The organism is Acinetobacter sp. YH01005, from assembly GCF_013420465.1.
GTDB classification, from domain to species: Bacteria; Pseudomonadota; Gammaproteobacteria; order Pseudomonadales; family Moraxellaceae; genus Acinetobacter; species Acinetobacter amyesii.
Genome location: NZ_VOYA01000016.1, coordinates 1 through 12,752, shown reverse-complemented (window position 1 = coordinate 12,752; position 12,752 = coordinate 1). Strand labels below are relative to the sequence as shown.

13 protein-coding genes are annotated in these 12,752 nt (G+C 39.6%); 9 read left to right on the top strand and 4 right to left on the bottom strand.

The features are described from left to right. Positions 1–24 precede the first annotated feature (24 nt). Complete coding sequence (locus tag FTT72_RS11735) at positions 25–465, bottom strand: RNA-binding S4 domain-containing protein (protein WP_168377604.1); 441 nt, start codon at positions 463–465, stop codon at positions 25–27. Further along, positions 458–1,159, bottom strand: a complete 702-nt coding sequence (locus FTT72_RS11730) for an HAD-IA family hydrolase (RefSeq protein WP_180178428.1) — start codon at positions 1,157–1,159, stop codon at positions 458–460. Before FTT72_RS11730 ends, FTT72_RS11735 begins: the two co-directional genes overlap by 8 nt. A 13-nt stretch (positions 1,160–1,172) precedes the next feature. Here FTT72_RS11730 and FTT72_RS11725 point away from each other — a divergent pair, with 13 nt between their 5' ends. Both FTT72_RS11725 and FTT72_RS11720 read left to right on the top strand, forming a co-directional pair. Further along, complete coding sequence (locus FTT72_RS11725; protein ID WP_180178427.1) at positions 1,173–2,024, top strand: 3'(2'),5'-bisphosphate nucleotidase CysQ; 852 nt, start codon at positions 1,173–1,175, stop codon at positions 2,022–2,024. Positions 2,025–2,093: 69 nt separating this feature from the next. Beyond that, positions 2,094–2,837 (top strand): histidine phosphatase family protein, encoded by a 744-nt coding sequence (locus FTT72_RS11720; protein ID WP_078188709.1) that lies wholly within the window; start codon positions 2,094–2,096, stop codon positions 2,835–2,837. A gap of 88 nt (positions 2,838–2,925) precedes the next feature. Here FTT72_RS11720 and FTT72_RS11715 read toward each other — a convergent pair whose 3' ends face one another. After that, positions 2,926–3,369, bottom strand: a complete 444-nt coding sequence (locus FTT72_RS11715; protein WP_180178426.1) for a hypothetical protein — start codon at positions 3,367–3,369, stop codon at positions 2,926–2,928. A gap of 444 nt (positions 3,370–3,813) precedes the next feature. On the opposite strand from FTT72_RS11715, the gene FTT72_RS11710 reads away from it, so the two are divergent. Further along, positions 3,814–6,408 (top strand): M66 family metalloprotease, encoded by a 2,595-nt coding sequence (locus FTT72_RS11710; RefSeq protein WP_180178425.1) that lies wholly within the window; start codon positions 3,814–3,816, stop codon positions 6,406–6,408. 66 nt (positions 6,409–6,474) lie between these two features. Here the strand turns inward: FTT72_RS11710 and rpsT are convergent, their stop codons facing one another. Then, positions 6,475–6,741 (bottom strand): 30S ribosomal protein S20, encoded by a 267-nt coding sequence (gene rpsT, locus FTT72_RS11705; RefSeq protein ID WP_078188707.1) that lies wholly within the window; start codon positions 6,739–6,741, stop codon positions 6,475–6,477. 215 nt (positions 6,742–6,956) lie between these two features. On the opposite strand from rpsT, the gene FTT72_RS11700 reads away from it, so the two are divergent. From FTT72_RS11700 to FTT72_RS11675, 6 genes are all read left to right on the top strand, one after another. Next, positions 6,957–7,622 (top strand): NAD(P)H-binding protein, encoded by a 666-nt coding sequence (locus FTT72_RS11700; protein WP_180178424.1) that lies wholly within the window; start codon positions 6,957–6,959, stop codon positions 7,620–7,622. A gap of 10 nt (positions 7,623–7,632) precedes the next feature. Continuing rightward, entirely contained in the window at positions 7,633–8,145 is a 513-nt protein-coding gene (gene rraA, locus FTT72_RS11695; protein ID WP_180059082.1) for a ribonuclease E activity regulator RraA, read from the top strand. A gap of 145 nt (positions 8,146–8,290) precedes the next feature. Continuing rightward, entirely contained in the window at positions 8,291–9,070 is a 780-nt protein-coding gene (locus FTT72_RS11690; protein ID WP_180041097.1) for a glutathione S-transferase N-terminal domain-containing protein, read from the top strand. A 226-nt stretch (positions 9,071–9,296) separates the two neighbouring features. Next, positions 9,297–9,980, top strand: coding sequence for a response regulator transcription factor (locus tag FTT72_RS11685; protein ID WP_078188703.1), 684 nt, complete (start codon positions 9,297–9,299; stop codon positions 9,978–9,980). A gap of 53 nt (positions 9,981–10,033) precedes the next feature. Continuing rightward, on the top strand, positions 10,034–11,872 hold the full coding sequence (locus FTT72_RS11680; protein ID WP_257233424.1) for an ATP-binding protein: 1,839 nt from the start codon (positions 10,034–10,036) through the stop codon (positions 11,870–11,872). A 23-nt stretch (positions 11,873–11,895) separates the two neighbouring features. After that, positions 11,896–12,591, top strand: a complete 696-nt coding sequence (locus FTT72_RS11675; RefSeq protein ID WP_180178422.1) for a hypothetical protein — start codon at positions 11,896–11,898, stop codon at positions 12,589–12,591. The last annotated feature ends 161 nt before the right edge of the window (positions 12,592–12,752 follow it).

Genomic DNA, 12,752 nt, shown 5'->3' with positions numbered 1-12,752 from the left:
TGCGACATGTTGTGACGCTTTAACTTAATCATCATTATAAGACCATTGCTGGTCAAACTGTTGATCATTTTCTCTTTTAAATTTACCAATATCTCGACGATCTTTTTTACTTGGTCGATGATCTGGCCGAGCTAGATTATGCAACTTTCTTTGGGATGCGAGCAATTCCCGTTTTGCAATACTGACCTCAGTTTCATCATAAAGCAGCTGAGCGGTGGGGGCAGGCCCACGAACATCCGACAGTGCTTTCACCACCACGGTTTTTTTCTCAAGGCCTTGGGCAATGGTTAATTCCATGCCTACACGAACTTCACGAGAAACTTTAACGCGTTCGCCATTATGATGAACTTTACCGCCTTCAATCGCATTTTTGGCAATAGAGCGTGTTTTAAAAAAACGTGCAGCCCACAACCATTTGTCTATACGCATACCAACCGCATCTTCGGCTAGATTTGATTTACGCATATTTTTTCTGTTCCTCGGCTTGCTCAGTCGTTTGAGCTTCTAAAATAGGGATTAAATCTGTTAATGCGGACAGCATTGGATAATTACAAGTCTCGCGAGGCGCTTTGGCAGATGAAGGCTGCTGAATCGAATAGAGCTGTTCAATCCCAAAAAGTTTTGCACCATTGAGCACTTTTTCTGTGTCATCAATGAAATAACAGTTTTTTGCATCGAAGGGGTGTTTGCTTGCTAATATTTGCCAAAACTCAATAAACTCTTTGGCATGACCGAGCGTTTCTGAACTGACGATAACATCGAAAAAATCACGAAGACCGGTTTCTTTGAGTTTGAATTGTAAGCCTGCAAAGTCGGCATTGGTCGCAAGCCAAATAGGATAGCCATTTTCTTTTAGATAGGTAAGTAGCTTAATGCAGCCTTCGCGTTTAGCCACTTTGGCTTTTTGTTCTATTTGCATTGCCAAAACATCAACGCCAACTTGTGACGTCCAAAAGCGAGATGAGTACCATTTTAGGGTATGATTATGCTGTTGATAAAAACTAAATAGCGTTTGCTTGCTTTGTTCGAGTGAGCATTGATGCTGTTCAGCATAACGAATTGGCAGCAGCTCATTCCAAATGAAATCATCATAAGCAAGATCGAGTAAAGTACCGTCCATATCAAAGATGATCGTCGGCTTTTCTGAGTAATTTGGCATATAAAGGTATTCTATGTTTAAAACAACAGCAGCACCGCAAGACCCACTGATTTTGCAGTTGGTTCCCATTGTGACACAAGCTTGCGAAATTTTGCGAGAAGAATATCAGCGTTATTGCTCAGGAGCGAATTTTGATGTGGAACGTAAAAGTGATGATTCACCGGTAACGCAGGCGGACTATCGTGCAAATAGCTATATTACCCAAGCATTATCCAAAGTTTCTAACTTGCCTGTATTGTCAGAAGAAGGTGATAAGTCTGAGCGTATGCAATGGCAAAAATTTTGGCTGCTTGATCCCTTGGATGGTACCAAAGAGTTTTTACATAAAAGACCTGAATTTACCATTAATCTGAGTTTGGTAGATGGGGCCAATACCACTTTTGCCATATTGGCGATCCCGGGGGAATATAGCGTATATATTTGCCCCTTTGCGGGACTGCCGCTGAAATATGATAGCCAGTCCACTGCATGGTATGAATATGTTCAAACCTCTGCAGAGAGTGTCGTACACGTTGGCTTGAGTCAAAGTGCCAAAAATAAGCCGATTTATACGGACTATCTAGACGCTTTAGAAAAACTCACTCATTTTCAGGCCTACCATGCTGGTAGTGCATATAAGTTTTGTATGATGTTAGAAGATCGAGTGGATATTTATCCGCGTTTTCATCCGACTTGTGAATGGGATACCAGCGCTGGACAATGTTTAATCGAACGTATTGGTGGTGGTTTGGTTGATTTTAAAGGTCGCGCATTTCTATATAACCAACGCACGACTTTATTAAATGGTGGATTTATTGCATTTAAAAATGCCGAAATGAAAGAATTGGCCTTAAATGCTTTGGCAAACATGCCTGACAAAACTTGAGCTAAATCGGGTTCATGCTATAGTGTCAGCACACTCCGTTAAATCTCCTGCATTTAAGAACTGTCAATTATGGCCCTAGATTTGCTCCCTCCTAGTATGCTGAAAGCAATAGACTTATTGCCGGATGAAAAGACGCCTGTAACATTGTTTACACGTCATTCCATTCGTGAAGTTGTACAAGGACAAGGCTTGGCCGGTTATGACTTGCAACTGACCCATCAAGGACGTGATTTAGCCGAAGCGTGGGGCAGCTATTTGGTTGAAAATACCGATCGTGTTATTCAGCACTGTATTTCGAGTCCAATTCAGCGCTGTGTGGATACGGCGGCATTGATGATTCAAGGTGCAGATAATGTCACGATTGAACCGAATACCCACCATATCGAGATCATTGAACAAGGATTATTGGTCGAGCCGGGAAGTTTTGTGCTCGATATTAAAAAAGCAGGACCATACTTTCAAAAGCAAGGTGCTTTAGGCTTTATCAATAGTTTTGTGAATAATGCTTTGCCGGGTATGAAACAGCCCATTCATGGGGTGGTAGATGTTTTGGAGTTGATTTACAACACTCATCCAACCAATGATTATGGTCTGAGTCTAGCGGTGAGTCATGATACGATTTTGGCTGCAATTCTTGCCATTATTTCAGGTAAAAATATCGTGACACGCGAAGACTGGCCGAAAATGATGGAAGGTTTATTTGTTTGGTTTGAAGGAGATGTATTCCTTGAGTCAAAACTGAAATGGATTTGGCGTGGTGAACTAAATGAATTAAATATTCGTGAATTTCAGCAAGCTGAACAACAACTTTAAGAAATTTTGATAATAATAAAAAATTTATAAAAGACATCCATGTGCGGATGCCTTTTTTATCTGTTTCAGTATTTCATTAAATAAAAGATTAAATATTGGCTTTAATTCGTGCAGGGTATTGATTTAAATCAATACTTGAACCGTCGTCACTATAAGGCCAGCGGCTAGTATTGACAGGGAGATGTTGTTGGTGGATTCGACTATATTTGTCAGCGGCAATCAATGTCGCAATGTCATGATCTTTAATGCTATACGCTTGCACGAGTTCAGCTGGATATTGTGTGCGTTCAAAAAATTCAGCTTCTGTTTCCCCTTGATGCAGTGCAAAGATACGTTCTACAGCTGGTAAGTACACGCCATATGCTAACCATGAGTCTACACCTTGAGAGGCTTGAATCTCAGCGGTCGATTTCATATTTGAAATGACTTTACCTAAAATGTCTTTTTCACCTTTCGATGTAAAATATTCAATATATTGATGTTCTGCTTCTGCAAATTTCTCTAATGATGGCAAAAATTGGTTAATCGACATTTTTATCCCTCTTTTCATTTGTACAGCAATGGCTGCCTAGGATGAAAATTAAAATACCATAAAAAATATATGGGATTAAACCATTTCTAAAAATTTTTATTTACAAAGTTTCTAAAAATATCCTGACAATTTTTGTCGGGAATATACGATTGTATTTAAAGGACTACACCTTAATTTTAGTTGATAAGTGAAGTACCTGTCACAGCAATCGTGATTCAGCCAATACTAAATATTTAGATTTAATTTGAATTGTTAATAAGTGACAAAACGCGGCAATTGAATGATTAATAAAAAGAAAATAGCATTATATTTGTTGTAACTTATTGATTTATATATTTTATGTAAGTCTCTTAATTGGATTTTTTTGTGGCTAATTGGGGAATAGTAGTGAAAAGTGTGATAGGTTTTTCATATAACAAATTATCAATTTGTATTGTGTCATTAATGTTAGTTGCTTGTGGTGGCGGAGGTGGTGGTGATAGTTCAAGTGGCACTGCATCATCTGCCAGTTATCCAGAACCGACCCAAGATATAGTCGATGAAACAAGCATTGGTTTTTATGACTACGATGCCAATGATGCTGTTCGTGAAATACGTAATGATTTAGTCGGTAGCTTTTCCGCGCAAGTTCAATTTGGTCAAAGTCATGTCGTTGACCCGAATGCGAACGAAGCCAAGAAAATGCCACGGTTAACCAGTGAAAAAGAAGCGCTGCTTATCGTGACGCCAACACTTGATATGCAAAACATCAAGCAACTCAAAGTAGAAATCTATCAAAACAATCGCTTAGTTCGTACCGCGACATTGGATGATCCGACGCAAATGCCTGTTTCAGACCAGAGTGGGCAAAGAGGTCGTCCAGATGTTTGGTACAGTAAACGCGCGTGGACCACGAAACTCAATTGGGATGAAGTTAAACCCGGTCTAAGATTAAAATTTATTGACGCAAATAAAGTCAGCGGTGAATTGGCTGAAGATAAAATCGATTTTGCTGCACCAGGTGAATTGGTTTTAAATAATATCCGTGTTGGTATGTTGGCAGATAAGCCAAATTCTACCGGTCACTATATGCTGCTTGAGCCTGAAAAAGCGGGTACCGATTATTTCCAAACCATTCCTGCAGCAGAAATGACCGTTGCACAATATGATGATATGCAGTTAACACGTGCAATGGTTTCCTCAGGTGTTATTTATGACAGTAAAAGTGCCGGAGATGGTGGTGTTTATGCAGGAGACATGCGTGAGGATGTCGGTAAATCAACCTTTAGTGTTGGTATAAACCTTGCTAACTGGGGTATTACCAGTGCATCTATGGCCAATCAAAGTCAGCCACAATTAACCCAAACAGTAGTTGTCCATCATACGAAGGGGAACTATGCCAATGGTGTGCATACTCATGGACTGAGTGGTGGTAATGGCATGCTCACGCTTTATGATTCTGTAGGGAATGAATTTAGCCATGAAATTGGCCATCACTATGGTTTAGGACATTACCCTGGTCAGGTAGGTGACAATCTATTTTGGGCTGCACATCATGCGGACAGTGGATGGGGTTATATTGCCAATCGCAATATAATGCGCGGAAATCTATCATGGACGGCGACATGGAAGTGGGATGGAGCGAATGGTATCCCAAATTTTAAAAATTTGTTCCCGTACGGAAAAGATGCCATGTCCGGCGGGTATCCTGATAGTAATGTATCACGCTACACACACTATACGGGTTACAGCACATTCCTGAAAATTCAACCGCACTTTGACCGTTATGTCTGGGATGAAACATCACCTACCGGCTACAAAAAGTGGAATAAAACCACTCGTGAAATGGAAGTCGCTCAACCGAAGATGCCAAATTCTACGGCTCCGGTTTGGTATAACGCAGATCAAAATTATCCACGACCACGGGTCTTTGGTCAGCCCGTAATTACCATTTTAGGGGGCTATGATCCAGTCAATCAAGTTGGTTTGTTGTATCCTGCGGCACGTTCAAACTGGGGTAATGTGTATGACTTAAATGCTGCCAATACCGCTTTGGATCAAGCGGCATGTTGGTTGAATGTGCAATACACGAATAAAGTCAACAATATTGCTTTAGCAGCTGTACGACTAGGTAGTAATGCCAATAAACTGCATGTCAATTTAGCTTTGGCAGATCAACCACAGAAGGTCAATTTATATTGTAAAAAAGCAGGTGAAGAAGCCAAATTATTAGCAAATATTGATATTCCAGTTTACAGCACAGCGATCAAGCCGGCCGTCAAAATTGGACGTCAGCATGGTTATAGTGCTTTGCGTGCTATCGAACTTCCTCAATTAGAAAGTGCTTTGGAAGCGCAAGCTGCAAATGCTGTTGTTGCTCTTAATCCAACTGAAAAAATGCTGTATGAGTCATATAAAAATGACAAGTCATTGATGAATAGTGTGGCGCGTCAGCAATTAACCCGTTATGAATCGCAACAAAACACCGCATACCGACTAAATCGATGGATGAATGTGTATGCTCAAGACCTAACCAATCAAGTTCCTGAGGCACAAAGCGCACTCGACGCATTTATGACAAAGCTTTCAGTATCTCAGGAAGGTTTGTTTGATCAGGCAACATTGATCAAAAATGGTAATAACTGTTTGAAAGCAGAAACATTAACCGATGGAAAATTAAACTTATATATTAGTGGTCCAAGCGGATGTACTGCGGACGAATCGGAACAGTGGGTATATGATGCGATTGGTCGTATACACAGCAAGTCAAATCCAGATCAATGTATTACAGGCAACGGTGGTTCAGCTAAAGTGACGCTAGAACGCTGCATGTTAAACCAAACCAATCAAATTTGGACCATGGACCCTGCGACTACAACGATTCGTCAAAGTGGTCAATGTATGGATTTAAATACGGGACGTTTGCAAAATAACCGTGCGGATTTAATTCGATATAGCTGTACCAATGGTGGCAATCAACGTTGGACAAATTTGACAGCAAGCCAAAACTTATTATGGACATATTTATCAGCGACGAATATGAAACTGATTAATAAATAGCCTATAATTAAAAAAATCTATAGGCACAAAAAAAGCCCTAAAAAGGGCTTTTTTCATCGCAACAAATTAGTTAGCTAAAGCTTTAACTTGTGCATTTAAACGGCTCTTATGACGAGCAGCTTTGTTTTTATGGATGATGCCTTTATCAGCCATACGGTCGATTACAGGAACAGCTTTTTTGTAAGCTTCTGTAGCGACAGCGTAATCACCAGCAGCAATAGCAGCTACTGTGCGTTTAAGATAAGTACGAACCATAGAACGTAAGCTTGCGTTGTGTTGACGTGCTTTAACGTTTTGACGAGCACGTTTTTTTGCTTGAGCAGAGTTTGCCACTCGTGCACTCCTTGAAATAGATTGGTCTGGGCGGGCTGAAATTACATCTGAAAACCAACATCAGAAGAACTATCACCAGCCCGTAAACAAGTGCCATATTGTGATTAAACTAAGCGCTTAAGTCAAGTCTTGACATGCTTTGACAACATTTTAGATGCAGAAAAATTTTAAAGAAAACGTTAGATTAGTCTAAAGTTATTGAGATTGTATGAAAAATGACTAAAAGTATAGAGAATGCAATTGTCATTGGGGCAACAGGATTGGTCGGGCGGGAGCTGGTTCGTCAGCTCAGTCAAAATACAGGATGTAAGAATATTACAGCTGTGGTACGTCAACGTGACCATGAACTGAATGGACTGGCAAAAGTTCAACAATTGGTGATCAGTGACTTTCTTTCCCTGACTCAGGATGATGTGCGAGATTATAGTCATGCCTTTAGTTGTTTAGGCTCGACCATTAAAAAAGCAGGGTCTAAAGATCATTTTTATCAGATCGATTTTAGCATCAATGCGCATTTCGCTGAATTATTAGAATATACAGAAACCCATTTGATCATAGTTAGTGCTATGGGTGCAGAAGCCAATTCCGCGTTTTTTTATAATCGAGTCAAAGGTGAATTAGAATATTATTTAAAAACCTTAAAGTTAAATCAACTTTCGATATTAAAGCCTTCGCTGCTACTTGGTGAACGTCATGAATCGCGACGTTTAGAAGATGCGACACAGAAACTTTATATGCGCTTTTCGCATTTTGTACCTGACCGTTTTAAATTTAAGCCAGTGACAGCACAGCAAGTGGCTCATACTATGGTCGAGGCGGCACAAACTCAGACTGAAAAGTTCGAGATTTATGATAATTTATGCATACTAACAATTAAATGAGGGAAATACCGTGTCTACAGTTCCATTCGTCACTTGTGATTTACTTGATGATCATCCAGATAAAGAATTACAAGTGGTGATCCCGTCGTTGGATGGTAAATTCTTTCAAAGTTATGGTGCACGAAAAAGTTTTGGCGGTCAGGTGATGACGGTCAAATGTTTTGAAGATAACTCTCGTGTTAAAGAATTATTGGCAACCGATGGTACGGGTAAAGTATTGGTTGTGGATGGTGGCGCGTCGATGCGCTGTGCCTTGATGGGCGATATGATTGCTGAATCTGCAGTCAATAATCATTGGAATGGTGTCATTATTTACGGCTGTGTGCGTGATGTCGATGCGATTGCCGAACTTGATTTAGGTGTGCATGCTTTGGCTGCGATTCCACAAAAAAGTAACCGCAAAGGCGTGGGTGAAACAGATATTCCATTAAGTTTTGGTGGTGTAAACATTCAGTCTGGTGATTTCATCTATGCTGATAATAACGGCATCGTTGTTTCAAAAGAGCAATTGGTTGCTTTATAAGCGTGTTTAAATTTTTAGTCGTGGAATGAAAGCGTAATTCTTGCTCATACACGACGATATAAATGTGAAAAAGAAAATACAAACATCAGCTGAGGACTCTCGGCTGTTGTATAAAAATACGAAATAAAAAAAGAAAGGAAAAAGTATGTTGTTGCATCAATTAAAAGTGGCGCAAGCGTTGCTCTCAGGCGTAGCAGAAGGCGGACGAGGTACAAATGGGACGCCTTATCCGAAACAACCTGAAAAAGCCCTTAAACTGTACGAATTTGAAGGGTCTCCCTATTGTCGTCGTGTACGAGAAGTACTAACCACACTCAATTTGGATTATGAGGTCTACCCATGTCCCAAAGGGGCTAAAAAGTACCGTTTAGAGGTACAAAAATTGGGTGGAAAACAACAATTTCCTTTCTTGGTGGATGACAATACTGGGGATCGTTTGTACGAATCTCAGCAAATTATTCATCATTTATTTAAACATTATGGCAAAACAGGTCAGACTCCTAAGAAGTATGCCAATTATCCTAAAATTCCGTATGTTGCCTATGTTGGAACTTTAATTAATGGGGCTCAAGGGGTGTGGGTGCAGCGTAAAGTTATTCATCGTGATGCTCCAACTCAACTCTTAGAACTATGGGGTTTTGAAGCGAGTCCATATACACGTATCGTACGTAGCGCATTGTCTGAAATGGAATTGGCATATATCTTTCATAATGTGGCTAAGGAACGTTGGCAAGATCAGGGATTAGCGGTAATGCGCTTAAGACCTGGTAAATATGTACCCCTGAAAGGTGGCAAGCGTGAACAAGTGTTAAAAATCATGGGGAACAATATTCAAGTGCCATATTTGAAAGATCCTAATACTGGTGTAGAACTTTTTGAATCTGAAAAAATTGTAAAATATCTGAAGAAGCAATATTTGAGCTAATCACACTCAAGTTTAAGCTAAGTGCAGTGTATAGTCAGACTGATGGCTATACACATATTGTAATGTTAAATGGATTTAAAATTAGAAGAAAAATGCATCATAGCTGCATCAATTGAATTAGAATAAATTGTTAAAAAATAAGAAATTTACTTAATTATAGGGATATCCTAAAAGGATTAAACTCATTAATGTAAAGGACATTTCATTTTTTCGGGGGAAGTAAATCATGTCACCACAAGAAGTCATACTACCCGTACCGGTGCTCGTCGTTGAAGATGAGGAAATTATTCAATTACGTTTACGTCAAATTTTGACAGAGCTGGGTTATAAGCGGGAAGAGCTTATCTTCACCAAAAATGTTAAAGAATCTATTCAAGCCGTAGAGACCCAACCGATATCCTTAGCCTTAGTTGACTTAGGTTTGCCTGATGGTAGTGGTATCGAAATTATTGAAAAAATACGTTCCCTCGAAAGTAATACCATGATCTTGGTTGTCTCTGCATGGAGTACACAAGAAAGCTTATTTGCCGCAATTAAAGCAGGTGCAACGGGCTATGTATTAAAAGAACGTGATGATGCTGAAGTACTTTTATCTATTCGGAGTATTTTACGTGGTGGGGCGCCGATTGACCCATTTATTGCACGAGAAATCCTTAAACAAATATCCGAAGCCGAAGCGCCAAGTCCAGAACAAACAGTCGCCGATGAAGCAGACTTGAACCTCTTGACCAGTCGTGAAAAAGAAATTTTATGTTTGGTTGCTCAAGGTTTGAGTAACCGTGAGATTGCTGAACAGCTTTTTGTTTCTCGCTATACGGTAGAAAGCCATATTAAACATATTTATCGCAAATTAGCCGTAACGAAACGAACCAAAGCCGTGAGTACAGCAAGATCTATGGGTATTCTATAATGCGTAAAGGAGGATATTTTTTCTTATTTATCCTCTGTTTAGTATGGGGGAGCTTGAGTCATGCAGAGCAAGTTTTCCCTGTAAATGATCAATGTAATGTAACTGTGAATAGCATTTCACGGGTGAAGACACCATCCAATCAAGAATTACCCAGAACTGGATGGAAAACCACGCAATTACCTGACCGTTGGAAAGAAGATAAAGACTGGGAGGGTTATCAAGGTGGTGCTTGGTATAAATTAGACTGGTCTTGGTACTGTAAAAATAATGCGCGTTTGGCAGAACCCATCGCACTATATGTTGATTACATTATTAATACGGGTTCAGTCTTTCTGAATGGCGACTTGCTGTGGACCAATAAAAATCTTCAAGAACCGGTCTCTAAAAGTTGGAATGTTGCACGCTATTGGATTTTACCGATAAGTGGAATCAAGCATGATCATAATGAAACCTTGATCTATGTTTATGGCTACTCGAGTCTAAATGCTGGCTTGGGTCCGGTGAAATTTAACAATGTCATGGCAACAATAGAGCAGGCCGAAGAAGCCACTTGGACTCGTCGAACCATATTACAATTAAATATTTTTCTTTCTGGGGTCTTGGGTCTAATTTGCTTCATTATTTGGTTGATGCGTCGCAGTGATACGAGCTTTGGCTGGTTTGCGCTTTCAACGGTGTTGTGGATTTTATTTCTCAGTAATGCACTGACCACTGAAACCTTTCCGTACCCAGATTCAATATTTTCCACCAAAGCCAATCTGATTTTTGCAATGCTGTACTTTCAGTGTTTTAGTATCTATATCTTGCGCTTTCTTGGGCGTAAATTTCCACGCATTGAACTGTCGTTTACCATGCTGACAGCTGCACTGATTGGTGTAGTGTGTATTTGGCCATTTGAACAAAATGCGGAAATTTCGAGCCTCATTTTCTTATTATATTGCAGCCTCTTTTTTATCACTTACATTTATCTTTGCTGGATTAGTTTTAAAGAAAGAAGAAGGGATTATACTTTATTAGCACTTTGTTTGACTGCGATTATTGTGATGGTCATTGCAGACATCACAGTACTGGCCCTCTTTCCAAAACATGGTTTTACACCGTTATTTCCATTTACCTCACCGATTATTACCTTATTTATCGTGGTGATCTTGGGGGCGAGACTCAATCGGAATATACAGAAAATTGAAAAATATAATGATGATCTGGCATTTGAAGTTCAGAAAGTCAGTGATGAATTATGCAGTAGCTTGAATGATAAACATCAGCTTGAACTGAGTAATGTACGCTTACAGGAACGGATTAAATTATCACATGATCTGCATGATGGTCTGGGCGCATCTATTGTGCGCTCGATGATCTTGATTGACCAATGTGAAAGTAATATTCCAAATAGACAGTTCTTGTCGATGTTGAAATTACTGCGCGATGATTTAAGGCAAATTATTGATAGTGGATCATCTTTGGACAGCAAAGTGCCAGATTCACCTTTGCTCTGGATCGCACCAGTTCGACATCGCTTTAGCCAGTTAATGGATGAAGTGGAAATGAATGCCAAATGGTGCATTCCTTCGCAGTGGGCGATCAAACCAACGGCAATTCAGTGCCTGACTTTAATACGAGTAATTGAAGAAAGCCTGACCAATATTGTGAAACATAGCCAAGCAAATCATGTCAATGTCACGCTGTCACAATTCGAGAATGGTGCATTGTTATTAACTATTGAAGATGATGGCGTAGGTTTCGATGTTGAGAGTGTTTCAAATCATGGCATGAGTATCGGTATGAGAAGTATGAAAATGCGTGTGGAGCGTATAGGCGGAAATTTCAAAATTCATTCTCAGCAAGGCTGTACCATTATTCAAACAGAAATTAATTTAAAATCAGCTGCATAAAATAAAATGTTGAAATAATAAAAATGATGATCAATTCGATATTAAGTCATCTAAAGCGCATAGCATTGTTCTGCTGTGTCACTTTTATCGCCGCTTGTGGTTCGCAGGATCAAGCGCCTAAACCGGGTGAGTATGGGCAGATTTTGTTCCAACAAGCAGTGTTAAGTACCGAAGAAATTCAACAATTACTCAGTGAAAGTCAAAGCGATACAAATGCATTAAACACTAAAAATTTTGCAGTGGATTACACGGCGACATCGAGCCAAAACCCATATCGTGCAGTCTTGTTGGTCAGAGGTAGGGCAATGACCAGTGGTGAGGTATCTGTAAAATTTCAAATTGATAACTACAATGCTGCTATTCAACAAACCTCAAGCAATCTCATGCAAATGGATGCAGGTATTGATCAGGTTGAACGATTAGAAACATTGGATGCAGGACAAGAATTTACTTTTGTTATGGACGGTGCGCCTTTTTCAGTCAATGCTGCCAATGATCCAAATAGTATGACCAGTCAACTAAGTTTATTTGAGTCGAGGAATGTGGAGTTTCAAAGTATTGAATTACAAATTTGGCAAGGCAAAGGTGGCCAATACGGTGTAATGCGCTATCTTTGGTTTATTGGATTGGTGTTATTGATAGTATGGGTTTATCACGTCATCGTGGAGAAAAAAACCGATCAAGTCGAAGATTTTTTAAATCGTAGAAAGCGAAAATAATGCTATTCAGCAGTATAAAAAGGGAGCATGACGCCACTGCTGTCCCATAGTTTGCTTTAAATAAAAAAACCTGAGTCCTAACAGTTAAAATATGAGTGCAAACAAACACTTTAACGACCAGGATTCAGGTTTTGTCACATCAGAATACCGTATTTCATGAG